Genomic DNA, 15549 nt, shown 5'->3' with positions numbered 1-15549 from the left:
GGCGCGGGACCGGTAGCCTCGGCGGGATGACGGCACTTTCGCATCACGGCAACGGCCGCACCGACCAGCCCGGCCGCGACGGGAACACGGCGACCTCCGAGGCCGATCCCCGCGCCATCGGCCCCGTACGCACCGAGTACGCACCCGACCCCGACGGCGACCCCGATCCCGGCGAGATCGTGTGGACCTGGGTCCCGTACGAGGAGAACGACGGCCGCGGCAAGGACCGGCCGGTGCTGGTCGTCGCGCGGGAGGCGGGCGGGCGGACCCTGCTCGCCGTACAGCTGTCCAGCAAGCGGCACGACCACGACCACGAGTGGGTGCCGATCGGGACCGGACCCTGGGACAGCGCGGGCCGCGAGTCCTGGGTGGACGTCGACCGGGTGCTGCGGGTGCACGAGTCAGGGATGCGGCGCGAGGCCTGCGCGCTGGACCGGGGACGCTTCCGGCTGGTCGTCGAGCGGCTGCGCGAGCGCTACGGCTGGACGTAGGCCCGCGGCGGGACGGCAAGCCGCGGCCGGGCCCTCACCGTCCCGCCCCGCCCCTCGCCGTCCCGCTCCGCTCTTCAGGACCCGAAGCCCGTGAAGGCGCGTTCGAACGCCTCCCGCGTCTCGGGTTTGCGGTCCAGCACCCCGAACACCACCCGCTCGAACACCCCCGCGAACCGGGCCGCCAGCAGTCCCCGGAAGGCCTCGGCCACCTCCGCCGGGTCGTTCTGGAACACCCCGCAGCCCCACGCCCCGAGGACCAGTCGCCGGTAGCCGTGCAGCGCGGCGACTTCCAGCACGAGCTCCGCCCGTCGGGCCAGCGCCCCCGGGATCTCCGCCACCCGCTGCGGCTCCTGCCGCCGGATCGTGCCCGCGTTCGGGGCGGGAGAGGTCAGGAAGCCGACCAGGAACGGGGTCTCCAGGAGTTCGCCCCTGTCGTCGCGGAACACGGGCACCCCGGGCGAGTGAATCACCCGGTCGGTGTAGAAGGTGCTGCGCTCGGCTCGGTGGACCTCGTAGTACTCCGGGGCCTCCAGCAGGGTCTCGTACAGGGCCGAGGCCCGGCACAGCGCCTCCTCCTGGGCCTTGGCCCCACGGACGTAACCGCCCCCGGGATTGCGGGCCGAGGCGAAGTTCAGAGCCGCGACCGGGGCGGCCTCCGGGCCGTCCGGGCCGTCCGGGACGCCCGTCGCGAGCCTGCGGGCCGCGACCGTGGTGCTCTCGTCCGTGACCTCGACGGCCGTCGGTCCGCCTCCACGAACGACCCCTCCGTCTGGAACGACCCGGTTTGGTCCATATATCCTGGTTCCTGCCTTGGCCTCCGCCAGGGCGGCGGCCAGCGAGACCTGCCGTCCCGACCGCGTCCGGTAGCCACCGGCCGCCAGGATCTCCGCGTTCTCCCGCGCGATCTCGCGCAATCTGCTGCTCACGCCGCCATCCTCTGTACCCCGGCCATCGGCGGCAAAGGAATTTGTGCCCCAGGGAGGGGTAGGCACGGGTGATGTCACGGCCGACCACAGGAGACGAGGACCGGTATGCCCCAGGACTCACCCACTCCCCCACGCGCGACCGTCCCACCTCCCAACGCCTCCCTCAGCGAGACCGAGGCGGAGGAGCTGATTCACGGCATCTGCTTCAAGACCGGCCCGCCCCGCCTCGTCGGCGCGGAGCTCGAATGGCTGGTCCTGGATGCCGAACGGCCCGAACAGCACCTGTCCCCCGAGCGGCTGCGGGCCGCGCACGCCGCCGCCCGCGCGCTGCCCCTGAACTCGCGGCTGACCGTCGAACCCGGCGGCCAGCTCGAACTCAGCTCGGCCCCCGCCGCGTCCCTCAGCGAATGCGTGGACGGCCTCCAGGCCGACCTCACCGCCGTGCGCGCCGCCCTGCTGGCCCGCGGCCTGGTCCTGCGCGGCCTCGGCCGCGACCCACGGCGCCCGTACCGGCGGCTGCTGAACAGCCCGCGGTACGACGCGATGGAGGCCTACTTCGACCGCACCGGCCCGGCCGGGCGCGTCATGATGTGCGCCTCCGCCTCCGTGCAGGTCTGCGTGGACGCCGGGTACGAGGAGCCGGGCATGCTCGGTCACGGCCGGCGCTGGCGCCTCGCCCACCTGCTGGGCGCGGTGCTGGTGGCCGCCTTCGCCAACTCCCCCGCGTACGAGGGCCCGTACGCCGGCTGGCGCTGCGCCCGCCAGGGCGTCTGGGGCGACATCGACAGCCGCCGCGCCCTCGCGCCGCCGCTGGAGGCGGAGCCGCGGGCCGCGTGGACGCGGCAGGCGCTGGACACCGAGGTCATGTGCGTCCGCTCGTACGAGGGCGAACCGTGGGAGATGCCGCGGGGCACGACCTTCCGCGACTGGCTGCGTACGGCTGGTGACGGCGGGCGGACGGAGCGCTCCGGGCCCGCGGGCCGCCCCGCACTGCGGGCGCCCACCGCCGAGGACCTGGAGTACCACCTGACCACGCTGTTCCCGCCGGTGCGGCCACGCGGCCACCTGGAGCTGCGGATGATCGACGCGCAGCCGGGCGACGACGGCTGGCTGGTCCCGCTGGCGGTCGTGCACGCGCTGTTCGACGATCCGGAGGCGGCCGAGACCGCGTACCGGGCGACGAAGGCGCTGTCCGACGCGCACGGCCCGCGGCCCTCGCCCCGCAATCCGCTGTGGCGCTCCGCCGCCCGGGACGGCCTGGCCGATCCGGAGCTGCGGACGGCCGCGACGGCCTGTTTCCTCGCTGCGGCCGAGGCCCTGCCCCGGCTGGGCGCGAGCGAGCACGTCCAGGAGACGGTCGGGGCGTTCACGGAGCGCTTCGTGCTGCGCGGTCGCTGTCCGGCCGACGAACCGTCCCCCCTGCTCACCGGGAAGGAGGCCCGCCGGTGACCACGTCATACCCGTCCCGGGAAGCCCTGCGGGAGCGGGCGGCCGCCGCCCTGACCGCCGCGCGCGTGCGGACTGCCGGGCTCACCGACGCCGTGAGCGACGAGGACCTGACCGCCCAGCACTCGCTGCTGATGTCCCCGCTCGTCTGGGACCTCGCGCACATCGGGAACCAGGAGGAGCTCTGGCTGTTGCGCAACGTCGCCGGCCGCGAGTCGCTGCGCCCCGAGATCAACCCGCTCTACGACGCCTTCGAGCATCCCCGCGCCGAGCGGCCCAAGCTGCCGCTGCTCGGACCCGGGGAGGCCCGCCGGTACGCGGCCGAGGTGCGCGGCCGGGTCTTCGACCTGCTGGAGCGCACTCCCCTGGAGGGCAGTGCGCTCCTCGACGACGGCTTCGCCTTCGGGATGATCGCCCAGCACGAACAGCAGCACGACGAAACGATGCTGATCACCCATCAGCTGCGGCAGGGCGCGCCCGTGCTGACCGCGCCGGATCCGGACGCCCCCTACGATCCGCCGCTCTCCGCCGAAGTCCTCGTCCCCGGCGGCCCGTTCACCATGGGCACCTCGGCCGAGCCGTGGTCGCTGGACAACGAGCGGCCCGCGCACGTCCGGGACGTCGCAGCCTTCTGGATCGACACGGTACCGGTGACCAACGCCGCCTACCTGGCCTTCATCGCGGACGGCGGCTACCACGAGCCCCGCTGGTGGGCGCCGGCGGGCTGGCAGCAGATCCGCGAACACTCCGTGGAGGCGCCGCTGTTCTGGCACCGGGAGGCGGGGCAGTGGCTGCGCCGCCGCTTCGGGGTGACCGAGCCGGTGCCCGAGGACGAGCCGGTGCTGCACGTCAGCTGGTACGAGGCGGACGCCTATGCGCGCTGGGCGGGGCGGCGGCTGCCGACGGAGACGGAGTGGGAGAAGGCGGCCCGCTTCGATCCGGTGGCCGGCCGCTCGGCCCGCTACCCGTGGGGCGACGCGGACCCGACTCCGGCCCTGGCCAATCTGGGGCAACGCCATCTGCGCCCGGCCCGTGCGGGCAGCTACCCGGCCGGCGCCTCCCCGCTCGGGGTGCGCCAGCTGATCGGCGACGTCTGGGAGTGGACCGCGTCCGACTTCCTGCCCTACCCCGGCTTCCGGGCGTTCCCCTACCGGGAGTACTCGGAGGTGTTCTTCGGCCCGGAGCACAAGGTGCTGCGGGGCGGTTCCTTCGCGGTGGACCCGGTGGCCTGCCGGGGCACCTTCCGCAACTGGGACCTACCGGTGCGGCGGCAGATCTTCTCCGGCTTCCGCACCGCGAGGGACGTCTGATGTGCCGTCACCTCGCTTATCTGGGACCGGTGGTGGAACTGCGGCGGCTGCTGAGCGAGCCCGAGCACTCACTGGTGCGCCAGTCCTGGGAGCCGCGCCGGCAGCGCTCCGGCACGGTCAACGCCGACGGCTTCGGCATCGGCTGGTACGCGGAGGACGACCCGGTGCCCGCCCGCTACCGGCGGTCCGGGCCCGTCTGGTCCGACCTGACCTTCGCCGACCTCGCCCGGGTGGTGCGCAGCGGGGCCGTGCTGGCCGCCGTACGGGACGCCACCCTGCCCGGGGCCGACGGGGAGGCGGCGGCCGCGCCGTTCTCGGACGGTCCGTGGCTGTTCAGCCACAACGGCGCGATACGGGGCTGGCCGGACGCGGCGGCCCCGCTCGCGGCCGGGCTGCCGCCCGCGGAGCTGCTCCGGTTGGCCGCGCGCACGGATTCGGCGCTGGTCTGGGCGCTGGTCCTGCACCGGCTGCGGGCCGGGGACGACCTGGCCACGGCGCTCGCCGAGCCGGTCCGGGAGCTGGCCACGGCGGCTCCCGGCTCGCGGCTGAACCTGTTGGTGACGGACGGCGTCGCGATCGCCGCCACGGCGTGGGGGGATTCGCTCTGGTACCTGGCCGACGCGGGCGCCCGGCGCACCGTGGTGGCCTCCGAGCCGTACGACGACGACCCCCGGTGGTGCGAAGTGCCCGACCGGACCCTGCTGACCGCCACCCGCTCACGGGTCGAACTGACCCCGCTCAAGGAGAACTCCCCGTGACCAACTTCCAGTTGACCCGGACCCTCGACGAGCACGCGGCGGAGACCGCGCTGCGCACGGACGTGCTCCACGGGCTCACCCACCTCCCGAAGATGCTGCCGCCCAAGTGGTTCTACGACGCGCGGGGCAGTGAGCTCTTCGAGGAGATCACCCGGCTGCCCGAGTACTACCCGACCCGCGCGGAGCGGGAGATCCTGCTGGAGCGGGCCCGGGAGATCGCCTCGGAGAGCGGCGCCCGCACCCTGGTGGAGCTGGGTTCGGGCTCCTCGGAGAAGACCCGGCACCTGATCGAGGCGATGCCCGCGCTGGACACCTACGTACCGGTGGACGTGAGCGAGAGCGCCCTGCGGGGGGCGGCCGAGACGCTGCTCGCGGCACATCCGGGGCTGCGGGTGCACGCGCTGCTGGCCGACTTCACGCGCGCGCTGAAGCTGCCGGACTCTCCCGGACCCCGGCTGGTGGTGTTCCTGGGCGGCACGATCGGGAACCTGCTGCCGCCGGAGCGTGCGGTGTTCCTGGCGTCCGTACGGGCGATGCTGTCGCCCGGGGACGCGCTGCTGATGGGCACGGACCTGGTGAAGGACGAGGCGGTGCTGGTGTCGGCGTACGACGACTCGCGGGGGGTGACGGCCGAGTTCAACAAGAACGTGCTGGCGGTCGTCAACCGGGAGCTGGGCGCGGACTTCCACACCGCCGACTTCACGCACGTGGCGGTGTGGAACAAGGAGCAGGAGTGGATCGAGATGAGGCTGCGCGCCCGGGCGGATCTGGTGGTGAAGATCCGGGCGCTGGATCTGGTGGTGCCGTTCGCCGCGGGTGAGGAGATCCTGACGGAGGTCTCGGCGAAGTTCCGTCAGGAGGGCGTGCGGAAGGAGTTGGCGGCGGCGGGGCTGGAGCTGACCCAGTGGTGGACGGACGCGGCGGGCCGCTTCGCGCTGTCCTTGTCGGTCGTCGACGGCGCGGCCGGCTGAGCCGGTATGCCGGGGAGCAGGGCCGGGGCTGAGGCTCCGAGCACGGCCTGCTGAGCGGCTGCCGCGAGGTCCCGCCGGTGCGCGTACCGGCCCGGCGGGATCCGCGGCAGCAGCCTCACCTCGGCCCGTACGCCGCGGGCCCGGGCGATCCGCCACAGCGAGGCGGTCAGCGGGTCGTCCCCGACGAAGGCGGGCGCCCCGGCCGGGGTCCCGTCGCAGCGCAGGTACGCGAGCCGCACGGGCTGTACGGGGACCCGCGCGTCCAGCGCCGACTGGAAGGCGGCCCGGCGGAAGGTCCCGTGGGCGCGGCCGCACCACGTGGAGCCCTCGGGGAAGACGGTGACGCGGTCGCCGGCGAGCAGTGCGCCGGTGATGGTCTCGACGGTGGCGGGCAGGGCCCGGATCTTGTCGCGCTCGATGAACAGGGTCCCGGCGCGCCCGGCGAGGCGGCCGAGGACGGGCCAGTCGCGGATGTCGCTCTTGGCCAGCATCCGGCAGGGCACGGCGGCGGCGACGAGCGGGATGTCCAGCCAGGAGATGTGGTTGGGGACGAGGAGGCGGCCGCCGCCCGGGCCGGGGTTGCCGTGCACGGTGATCCGTATGCCGAAAACCCGTACCAGGGCGGCCGACCAGGCGCGGACGACCGTGTGCCGGGGGCCGGCCGGCAGCAGCCGGACCGGCGGGGCGCCCAGGATCCCCAGCAGGATCAGGACGACGGCGGCGGTGAGCCGGAGGACCGCCCGCGGGACGCTCGCGGTGCCCCCCTCAGGGCCCGCACAGGCCTCGGGGGTGCAGGGCGAGGTGGGGAGCCAGCCGTTCATGCGCCCGGCACGAGCGAGCGGAAGTGCTTCAGGTAGCGCGGGTTGGTGCGGCGCAGCGAGAGCAGCACGTACAGGTCGGCGCAGCCGAACTCGGCGTCGAGGGCGGGTTCGCCGCAGACCCAGGCGCCGAGGCGCAGGTAGCCGCGCAGCAGCGGGGGCAGCTCCATGCGGTCGGGGAAGGTGATGCCCTCGGGGTTCCAGGGGAGGTGCGGGGTGACGCGGTACTCCTCGGGGGCGAGGCTGCGGGTCAGGGCGGCCTCGCGGGTGGCGGCGGCCAGGACCCCGCCGTCGGCGAGCGGTATCGAGCAGCAGCCGGCGAGCCAGTTGTGCCCGGAGCGGTCCATGTAGTGGGCGAGGCCGGCCCAGATGAGGGCGATGACGGCGCCGTTGCGGTGGTCGGGGTGGACGCAGGAGCGGCCGACCTCGACCAGGTCGGGGCGGATGGGGGCGAGGGCGGAGAGGTCGAATTCGCCCTCGGAGTAGAGGCGGCCGGCGACGGCGGCGCGCTCGGGGGGCAGCAGCCGGTAGGTGCCGACGACCTGCTCGGTCTCCTCCTCGATGACGAGGAGGTGGTCGCAGTACGCGTCGAAGGCGTCGGAGTCGAGGCCGGGCTCGGGCCCGTCCAGGCGGGCGCCGAGCTCGCCGGCGAAGACCTGGTGGCGCAGGCGCTGGGCGGCACGCACCTCGGACTCGTCGCGGGCGAGGCGTACGGCGTAGTGGGGGCCGGCAGCCGGCGCGGCGGCCCGGGGTGCGGTGGGCGTGAGGGGGGCGGGGCCGGTGGGGACGGTGAGGGTGGAGGGGGGAGTCAGGGGGGACGGGGACAGGGGTGCGATGGTCATGGCGGCTCCTGATCCGGGCGCGGAGGGCCGGGCCCGCAGGTGCGTGGCCTGGCTCCTTTACTTCTTCCGTGACCGGCTGGATTCGACATGACCGCTCAGCGGCCCTCGGATGTGCGGACGCTGAACTCGGCGGTGAACGCGGCCCGGGCCCGGCAGCGAGCGCGGCCGGGGCCCGGTGGTGGGACGGCGGGGGGCCCGGCGGTGGCCGGGCGGTGGCCCGGCAGTGGCCCGCGGTGGCCGGGCTCAGCGGTCGGAGCTGAGGACCCTGCCGATCTCCTCGGAGGCCGCCCGGGCCGCCTGCTTGGGGTCCCGGCCGGTGAGGACGGCCGTCATGAAGGGCTTGATCGGGTTCTTGGCCTCGACCTCGGCCCAGCGGGCGGAGGTGGGGGTGGCCCGGCCCTGGGCGGCGCCGGGGGCCATGTTGGTGGCGCCCTCGTTGCCCTCGACCACGTGCGCGAGGGTGGTCTTGTTCGGTACGTAGCTCATCGTGCGGGCGAGTTCGGTCTGCCACTTCTCGCTGACCAGGGCCGTGATCACGTCGACGGCGTGCTTCCGCTGTCGGGTCCGCTCCGGGATGATCAGGTCTGAGCCGCCGGTGAAGACGGCGCCCGCCTTGTCGGAGGTCTTGCCGGGGATCGGGAAGAAGCCGAGCTTGCCCTTCAGGGAGGGGTTGGCGGCCTCGATCTCGGCGGCCTGCCCGGGCGGGGCGATGATCTGCGCGATCCGGCCGCCTGCGAAGACCTGCGACTGCGGGGGCGTCTCCTCGTCGGCGTCCTTGGGGCCGTCGCCGAGGGCCTGGAGCTGCCGGTAGAAGTCCATGCCGGCCAGGGCCTTCTCGTCGTCGAGGGTGCCGACCCACCGGCCGCCGGTCTCGACGGCGAGTTCACCGCCCTCGTCCCATACGAAGCCGGCGAGGACGTACCAGTTCTGGCCCGCGAGGTAGATGCCCTGCTGGTCGCCCTTGTCGAGCTTCTGGGTGGCCTGGATCCACTCCTGGCGGTTCTTGGGCGGGGTCTTGATCCCGGCGTTCGCGAAGAGGTCCTTCCGGTAGATGACCACCCGGTTGGCGGCGTACCAGGGGACGCCGTACTGGGCGCCGTTGACGCTGCCCGGATCGGCGAGGCCCTTGAGCCAGTCCTTGCTGCCCCACTCGCGCAGGCCTTCGAGGGTGAGCTCGGAGAGGCCGCCCTTCTCGATGTACTGGGCGACCTGGGTGTTGCCGACCTCGATGACGTCGGCGGTCTCCTTGCTGGTGCCGTCGAGCACGGCGTTCACCTTGTCGCCGATCCCCGTCCACTCCTGGATCCTGACGTCCAGGTCGACGCCGGGGTGTTCCCGCTCGAACGACGCGGTGAACGTGTCGATGAAGTCCTCCGAGGCGCTGCCCTTCATCAGCCAGAGCGTCACCTTCTGCGGTCCTGAGGCCGATTCGGCCAGCCGGCTGCAACCCGTGAGGGCGGTCACGGCCGCGAGGGCGGTGCACAGGGCGGGGAAGCGCATCTTCAAGAGGGTCACCTTCTGGGGGCTCGATCTCAGATGGCTCGAAATTGGCATAGACCAATGGGCCGGTCAAGGGCCTTTCACTCCGGATTGTTCGCGCAAAGTTCGCGGAGCCGGACTTACTGGGGCACCGTAGAACCAGGCAAAAGCCACCCACTGTCGGGAGACCCCATGTCCAATCACACGTACCGGGTGACCGAGATCGTCGGCACCTCCCACGAGGGCATCGATCAGGCCATCCGCAACGGGATCGCCCGGGCGGGCCAGACCGTGCGGAACCTGGACTGGTTCGAGGTGGTCCAGGTACGCGGCCACATCGAGAACGGGGAGATCGCCCACTACCAGGTGGGCCTCAAGGTCGGCTTCCGCCTCGACGGCGAGGACTGAGACCCGCCGGGCGCCCCGGCGGGGCGGCCCGGCCCGCCGCCCGCGGGTCAGGTCCGACCCTCGACCTCCTGCGCGGATTCGAGCTCCGGCGCGTCCGCCGCCCAGTCGGCCTGCACCACCCGGAAACCGGCGGCCCGTGCCGCCCGGCAGACGAGCTCGTCGTCGTCCACGAGCATGCGCACCTCCCGGCCGCGCGCGATCCGGCCCAGCACCTCCAGCTTGGTCGTGCGGGCCGGCCGCCGGTCCTGGTTCCCGCGCATCCACAGCCGCCCCTCGGGCAGCCCGTGGCGGGCGAGCCAGTCGAGTGTGTCGGCCCGGCAGCGCTCGGGGCGCCCGGTCAGGTACACCACTTCGCAATCGGCCGCGCTCTCCACCGCGAGCGCCACCCCGCGCGCGAGCGGCGGATCGGCCGGGGCCGCCCCGAAGAAGCCGGTCCAGTCGCGGGGGCGCCGCTCCAGGAAGTGCTGGCGATGGCCGGTGTCCGCCAGCGTGTTGTCGATGTCGAAGACGGCCAGCGGCCGAGGAGTGCTCTTCTCGCTCATCCGGTCAGCCTAGGGCCGGGCACGGACACGGGCGCCGCCCCGGCCACCGGGGTGGGGGGAATCCCGTCGGCCCCCGGACGTTGACACCTGTGTGATCCGAAAACTCTCGATACTCGACCGGTCCCGCACCCGCGAGGGCCACCCGGCCCCGCAGGCCCTGCGCGACACCGTGGAGCTGGCCCGGGCGGCCGAGGAGCTCGGCTACCACCGCTTCTGGGTGTCCGAGCACCACAGCGTGCCCGGGGTCGCCGGTTCGGCGCCGACCGTGCTGGCCGCGGCCGTCGCCGGCGCGACGCACCGCATCCGCGTCGGCACGGGCGGGGTGATGCTGCCCAACCACCAGCCGCTGGTGGTCGCCGAGCAGTTCGGGGTGCTGGAGTCGCTCTTCCCCGGCCGGATCGACATGGGACTGGGCCGCTCGGTCGGCTTCACCAACGGCATCCGGCGCGCGCTGGGCCGGGACACCGGGGACGCCGACCGCTTCGAGGAGCAGCTGGCCGAGCTGCTGGGCTGGCTCGACGGCACCCAGCAGGCACACACCGAGGTGCACGCCCGCCCGGCCGAGGGGCTGCGCATACCGGCGTATGTCCTGGCCACCGGCGAGGGGGCCGGGATCGCCGCGCGGGCCGGGCTGCCGCTGGTGGTGGGCGATCTACGGGCGCGCGGCCGGGTCGCCGAGATCGTGGCGGCGTACCGAGAGCAGTTCCGCCCCTCCGCTCGGGGCACGGAGCCGTACGTGGTCGTCTCCGGGACGGTGGCGGTCGCCGCCACGGCGGAGGAGGCCCGCCGCATCCTGCTCCCGGAGGCCTGGTCCGTCGCGTACTCCCGCACCCGGGGCAGCTTCCCGCCGCTGCGCCCGGCGGAGGAGATCGAGGCCCTGGAGATGACCCCGAAGGAGCGGGAACTGTACGAGGGCGCCCTCGCCGGCCACGTCCACGGCACCGAGGACCAGGTCGCGGCGCAGCTCTCCGAGGTCGCCGCCCAGACCGGCGCGGACGAACTCCTGGTCACCACCTCCACGTACGACCGCACGGCCCTCCTGGACTCGTACGCCCGCCTGGCCCGCATCGCGGGCCTCCAGGACCCTGCGGTGGGAAGCGCGGGAATCGGGTAGCGTCGGTGAGCCGCACCGTGCGCGGTGGCGGCACGGCGTCAACCGAACTGTGCGAGGGGCGTGTTGAGCGGGACGACGGAGGGCCGGGGCCCGACCGGTCCCGCGGTGCGGTCGATCCGGCGGTGGCCGGGGCCGTCACGGCCGTCCGGCACTGACCTCGCACGGTCCGCGAGGCCCTAAAATGGGGTGAATGCACCAGTTCACCGATCCTCAGGCCCCTCGCGACCCCTTCGTACGGGTCCGGGGAGCGCGGGAGCACAATCTGCGCGGCGTCGACGTGGACATCCCGCGCGACGCGCTGACCGTGTTCACCGGGGTGTCCGGGTCCGGCAAGAGTTCGCTCGCCTTCGGCACGCTCTACGCCGAGGCCCAGCGCCGGTACTTCGAGTCGGTGGCCCCCTACGCCCGCCGGCTCATCCACCAGATCGGCGCCCCGAAGGTGGACTCGGTCACCGGACTGCCGCCGGCCGTATCGCTGGAGCAGCGCCGCTCCTCCCCCGGCTCCCGCTCCTCCGTCGGCACGGTGACCCTGCTGTCCAACTCGCTGCGGATGCTCTACTCCCGGGCCGGCACCTACCCGCCGGGCGCCCCGCGGATGGACTCCGACGCCTTCTCGCCCAACACCGCCGTCGGCGCCTGCCCTGCGTGCCACGGGCTCGGCAGGATCCACCACACCAGCGAGGAACTCCTCGTCCCCGACCCGGACCTGTCGATCCGTCAAGGTGCCATCGCCGCCTGGCCCGGCGCCTGGCAGGGCAAGAACCTGCGGGACATCCTGGAGACGCTCGGCCACGACGTGGATCGGCCGTGGCGGGAGCTGCCCGCGAAGGACCGCGAGTGGATCCTCTTCACCGAGGAGCAGCCGGTGGTGACCGTGCACCCGGTGCGGGAGGCCGATCGGATCCAACGGCCTTACCAGGGCACGTACATGAGCGCCCACCGCTACGTCATGCGGACCTTCGCCGACAGCAAGAGCGCCACGCTGCGGGCGCGCGCCGAGCGGTTCCTCACCGATGCGCCGTGTCCGGCGTGCGGGGGGCGGCGGCTGCGTCCGGAGGCGCTGGCCGTGACCTTCGCCGGGTACGGCATCGCGGAGCTGGCCGCGATGGCGCTGACCGACCTGGACGCCGTACTCGCCGGCGCCACCCTGGACGGGGAGGCCGCCCGGGTGCTCGCCGAGGACCTGCGTTCCCGGATCGGGCCGGTCACGGAGCTGGGGCTGGGGTATCTGAGCCTGGACCGCACCGCGCCGAGCCTCTCCGCGGGCGAGCTGCAGCGGCTGCGGCTGGCGACGCAGCTGCGGTCGGGGCTGTTCGGGGTGGTGTACGTGCTGGACGAGCCGTCGGCGGGGCTGCACCCGGCCGACACCGAGGCGCTGCTCGGCGTACTGGACCGGCTGAAGGAGGCCGGGAACACCGTCTTCGTCGTGGAGCACCAGCTGGACGTGGTGCGGCACGCGGACTGGCTGGTGGACGTGGGTCCGCTGGCCGGGGAGCACGGCGGGCAGGTCCTGCACAGCGGGCCGCCCGCGGCCCTGGCGGGTGTGGCGGAGTCGGCGACGGCCCGGCACCTGTTCGCGCCGCGGGAGGCCGCCGGGGCGCCCCGGCGGGTGCGCACGGAGACCGGCGCGGTGCGGCTGACCGGGGTGGACCTGAACAACCTGCGGGGCCTGGACGCGCGCTTCCCGCTGGGGGTGTTCACGGCCGTCACCGGGGTGTCGGGTTCGGGGAAGTCCACGCTGGTGGGGCAGGCGCTGGCCCGGGAGGTCGGCGAGCGGCTCGCGGAGCCGGACTTTCCCGTACGGCGGCTCGTGGAGGTGGACCAGAAGCCGATCGGCCGGACCCCGCGGTCCAACCTGGCGACGTACACGGGCCTGTTCGACGTGGTGCGGCGGCTCTTCACGGCGGCGCCGGAAGCCAAGGCGCGCGGCTGGAAGGCGGGCCGGTTCTCCTTCAACGTGGCGGGCGGCCGGTGCGAGACCTGCCAGGGCGAGGGCTTCGTCTCGGTGGAGCTGCTGTTCCTGCCGAGTACGTACGCCCCGTGCCCCGAGTGCGCCGGCGCCCGGTACAACGCCGAGACCCTGGAGGTCCGCTACGCCGGCCTGAACATCGCGGAGGTGCTCGCGCTGACGGTGGAGTCCGCGTCCGGGTTCTTCGCGCAGGTCCCGGCGGCGGCGCGGAGCCTGCGCGCGCTGGAGGACATCGGGCTGGGCTACCTGCGGCTGGGGCAACCGGCCACCGAGCTGTCGGGCGGCGAGGCACAGCGGATCAAGCTGGCCACGGAGCTGCAGCGGCTGCGCCGGGACCACACGCTGTACCTGCTGGACGAGCCGACGACGGGGTTGCACCCGGCTGACGTGCAGGTGCTGCTGCGGCAGTTGCACGGGCTGGTCGACGCCGGGCACTCGGTGGTGGTCGTGGAGCACGACATGGAGGTGGTGGCGGGCGCCGACTGGGTGATCGACATGGGTCCGGGCGGCGGCACGGCGGGCGGCCGGGTCGTCGCGGAGGGCACCCCGGCGCAGGTCGCGGCGGCGGGCGGGGGCCCCACCGCGGCGTACCTGGCGCGGGCGCTCGGCGGCCCGGAGAGGGCCTAGGGGTGCCGGTCAGTCGGCGGTGGCCGAGACGCGCAGCCGGCTGTGGTCCGAGACCGCCGTGTCGAGGGGGAGGGCGTCGGCGCTCGCGGCCCGGAAGTGCGGGGCGCTGAGAAAGAGGTAGTCGAGTTTCTTCGCGCCGAAGGTCGTCTCGCCCGATCGGCACGCGGAGGTGGTGGCGGGAGGGCAGACGGCGGGGTCGAAGAACTCCGGGTCGCTCTCGTCGGCCTCGGTGAAGTCGCCGTGGCCGCCGTCCCCGCGTTCCGGCAGGTAGAAGCGGGACAGCGTGGCGGTGCGCGGGGAGTGGTTGAAGTCCCCGCCGAGGACGACGGCGAATCCGTCGTCCAGCCACCGGCGGGCCTGCTCGGCCAGCCGGTCGGCTTCGGGGACGGCGAGGGCGCCGTCGTCCCAGTAGAGGTGGACCGAGCAGGACCAGGTGGGCCGGTCCGCCAGGGAGGCCAGGGCGCAGGGCACGGTGATCGGTTCGCGTTCGCCGCCCACCGTCAGGTCGAGGTCGGCCGTGTCCGAGACCGGGCCGCGGACCAGGACGGCGTTGCCGTACGCGTGGCCCTCGCAGATGGCCGCGTTCCCGGCGGGCAGGGTGGCGGAGTGGAAACCGGCGTAGCCGAGCGGGCCGAGGCGGTCGAGGAGCGCGCGGTACTGGTGCTCGCACACCTCCTGGAGGAAGAGCTGGTCGGCGCCCCAGCCCCCGGGGGCGGCCTCGGCGGCGACTTGCGCGAGCCGGCGCTCCGCGTCGTACGGGGGGCCGGAGCACATGTTGCCGCAGATGTTGTAGCTGGTCAGCCGGACCGTGCCGGCAAGGCGGGTCTCGGTGGCCGGGGCTGGGGCCGGGGCCGCGGCCGCGGTCGGTCCGGGCGCGACGAGGAGGTGGACGGCGGCGGTGGTGAGGGTGACGACGAGGACGGCCAGGGCGGCAGGGGTTCGGCGCACACCCGTAATGCTGCCCGCGGGCGCCGCCGCCAGCCCAACACCGGTTGAACAAACGGTGGATGCTCCCCACCGACATCCCGTGCGGAACCACCGGCGCCCCCAGGACGTCCCGAGGTCTACGCGTCCCCCGGCAGCAGGTGCTGCGGCAGTTCGCGGAAGCTCCACTGGCCGCGGCGGCGGGTGAACATCCAGACGAGGTCGTACCGGTCGGGCCAGGTCGCGGGGGTGCCGGGGGCCTGGTGGGCGCCGAGGGCCCGGATCAGGCGGGGGACGCCGGTGTGGTCCCAACAGACCAGTACGGGCATGGGAGCGGCCAACACGGCCTGTACGAGCGCCGGTTCGGCGCCGAGGGCGAACTCCCGGCGGACGGGGGTGCGCAGCGCGGTGGCCAGCGCCGCGACGGTCTGCCTGCACCGCGCGGGGGCGCCGTCCTTGCCGCCGGCCGCGAAGACGGCGGCGGGCCGGGGCAGCGAGGAGCCCTTGGCGGGCGGGAAGAGGCGCGGGAGCTCTTCGGCCCGGCGCCAGCCGCGGCCGGCCAGCGAGCCGGGGTCGTCCTCGCCCTCCTCGTCCCAGCCGGAGTCGCCGGCGTACGGCTTCTCCGCGTGCCGGATCACCATGATCAGGGCGTCCTTGGCTCCGGCCTGCGGGCCGGGGGCGGGGGTGGGGTCTTCCCCGCCGGCGCAGCCGGCCGCGGTCAGCGGGGCGAGGGCGGCGGCCAGTACGGCTCGGCGGCGCGGTCCGGACCCGGCGGGGGCTTCTGGCATGGGGCCCACTGTCCCCCATGGCCCGGGCGCCTCCGGGGCGCGGCGCGGGGTGGGCCGCGCCGGTCAGCCGATCGGCGCAGGGCCGGAAGCCGGCTCGTGCCCCGGCCCGCAGGGTCGGGCGGGGCGTACGGCCCGT

15 protein-coding genes are annotated in these 15549 nt (G+C 74.3%); 8 read left to right on the top strand and 7 right to left on the bottom strand.

Going from position 1 to position 15549, the window contains the following annotated elements; translation table 11 throughout:
• Nucleotides 1–26: 26 nt before the first annotated feature.
• A complete protein-coding gene (locus tag ACFYP3_RS27650; RefSeq protein ID WP_388837907.1) occupies nt 27–491 on the top strand; it encodes a type II toxin-antitoxin system PemK/MazF family toxin in 465 nt (154 codons plus the stop codon).
• Between the two features lie 74 nt (nt 492–565).
• On the opposite strand, the gene ACFYP3_RS27645 is transcribed toward ACFYP3_RS27650, so the two are convergent.
• Nucleotides 566–1417: a TIGR02452 family protein gene (locus ACFYP3_RS27645; RefSeq protein WP_388837904.1), complete on the bottom strand. Its 852-nt coding sequence runs from the start codon at nt 1415–1417 to the stop codon at nt 566–568.
• 105 nt (nt 1418–1522) lie between these two features.
• Here ACFYP3_RS27645 and egtA point away from each other — a divergent pair, with 105 nt between their 5' ends.
• The 4 genes from egtA to egtD are packed head-to-tail and all read left to right on the top strand — an operon-like array spanning nt 1523 to nt 5902.
• Nucleotides 1523–2866 carry an ergothioneine biosynthesis glutamate--cysteine ligase EgtA gene (gene egtA / locus ACFYP3_RS27640; protein ID WP_388837901.1) on the top strand — a complete coding sequence of 448 codons (1344 nt, stop codon included), beginning with the start codon at nt 1523–1525 and terminating at the stop codon, nt 2864–2866.
• Nucleotides 2863–4173 (top strand): ergothioneine biosynthesis protein EgtB, encoded by a 1311-nt coding sequence (gene egtB / locus ACFYP3_RS27635; RefSeq protein ID WP_388837898.1) that lies wholly within the window; start codon nt 2863–2865, stop codon nt 4171–4173. Before egtA ends, egtB begins: the two co-directional genes overlap by 4 nt.
• The gene (gene egtC, locus ACFYP3_RS27630; RefSeq protein WP_388837895.1) at nt 4173–4931 is read left to right on the top strand and encodes an ergothioneine biosynthesis protein EgtC; all 759 of its coding nucleotides are present in this window, start codon (nt 4173–4175) and stop codon (nt 4929–4931) included. Before egtB ends, egtC begins: the two co-directional genes overlap by 1 nt.
• Entirely contained in the window at nt 4928–5902 is a 975-nt protein-coding gene (gene egtD / locus ACFYP3_RS27625) for an L-histidine N(alpha)-methyltransferase (RefSeq protein ID WP_388837892.1), read from the top strand. The genes egtC and egtD overlap by 4 nt, the downstream gene beginning before the upstream one ends.
• Here egtD and ACFYP3_RS27620 read toward each other — a convergent pair.
• From ACFYP3_RS27620 to ACFYP3_RS27610, 3 genes are all read right to left on the bottom strand, one after another.
• Nucleotides 5785–6723 carry a lysophospholipid acyltransferase family protein gene (locus ACFYP3_RS27620; RefSeq protein ID WP_388837889.1) on the bottom strand — a complete coding sequence of 313 codons (939 nt, stop codon included), beginning with the start codon at nt 6721–6723 and terminating at the stop codon, nt 5785–5787. The two genes, egtD and ACFYP3_RS27620, sit on opposite strands and share 118 nt — an antisense overlap.
• Entirely contained in the window at nt 6720–7562 is an 843-nt protein-coding gene (locus ACFYP3_RS27615; RefSeq protein ID WP_388837886.1) for a GNAT family N-acetyltransferase, read from the bottom strand. The genes ACFYP3_RS27620 and ACFYP3_RS27615 overlap by 4 nt, the downstream gene beginning before the upstream one ends.
• A 243-nt stretch (nt 7563–7805) precedes the next feature.
• The gene (locus ACFYP3_RS27610) at nt 7806–9068 is read right to left on the bottom strand and encodes an extracellular solute-binding protein (RefSeq protein ID WP_388837883.1); all 1263 of its coding nucleotides are present in this window, start codon (nt 9066–9068) and stop codon (nt 7806–7808) included.
• A gap of 165 nt (nt 9069–9233) precedes the next feature.
• On the opposite strand from ACFYP3_RS27610, the gene ACFYP3_RS27605 reads away from it, so the two are divergent.
• Entirely contained in the window at nt 9234–9449 is a 216-nt protein-coding gene (locus ACFYP3_RS27605) for a dodecin (RefSeq protein WP_030012846.1), read from the top strand.
• Between the two features lie 47 nt (nt 9450–9496).
• On the opposite strand, the gene ACFYP3_RS27600 is transcribed toward ACFYP3_RS27605, so the two are convergent.
• Nucleotides 9497–9991 (bottom strand): hypothetical protein, encoded by a 495-nt coding sequence (locus tag ACFYP3_RS27600; RefSeq protein WP_388837880.1) that lies wholly within the window; start codon nt 9989–9991, stop codon nt 9497–9499.
• A 91-nt stretch (nt 9992–10082) separates the two neighbouring features.
• Between ACFYP3_RS27600 and ACFYP3_RS27595 the strand changes: the two genes are divergently transcribed.
• Together ACFYP3_RS27595 and ACFYP3_RS27590 are read left to right on the top strand one after the other, a co-directional pair.
• Nucleotides 10083–11105, top strand: coding sequence for an LLM class flavin-dependent oxidoreductase (locus ACFYP3_RS27595; protein WP_388837877.1), 1023 nt, complete (start codon nt 10083–10085; stop codon nt 11103–11105).
• A 190-nt stretch (nt 11106–11295) separates the two neighbouring features.
• Complete coding sequence (locus tag ACFYP3_RS27590) at nt 11296–13701, top strand: ABC transporter (protein ID WP_388837874.1); 2406 nt, start codon at nt 11296–11298, stop codon at nt 13699–13701.
• A 9-nt stretch (nt 13702–13710) separates the two neighbouring features.
• On the opposite strand, the gene ACFYP3_RS27585 is transcribed toward ACFYP3_RS27590, so the two are convergent.
• Together ACFYP3_RS27585 and ACFYP3_RS27580 are read right to left on the bottom strand one after the other, a co-directional pair.
• Nucleotides 13711–14649 (bottom strand): endonuclease/exonuclease/phosphatase family protein, encoded by a 939-nt coding sequence (locus ACFYP3_RS27585; RefSeq protein WP_388837871.1) that lies wholly within the window; start codon nt 14647–14649, stop codon nt 13711–13713.
• Between the two features lie 116 nt (nt 14650–14765).
• On the bottom strand, nt 14766–15413 hold the full coding sequence (locus ACFYP3_RS27580) for a hypothetical protein (RefSeq protein WP_388837868.1): 648 nt from the start codon (nt 15411–15413) through the stop codon (nt 14766–14768).
• Nucleotides 15414–15549: the final 136 nt, after the last annotated feature.

This window comes from Streptomyces sp. NPDC005533 (assembly GCF_042871845.1).
Taxonomy (GTDB): Bacteria; Actinomycetota; Actinomycetes; order Streptomycetales; family Streptomycetaceae; genus Streptomyces.
This window is presented reverse-complemented; position numbering and strand designations above follow the sequence as displayed.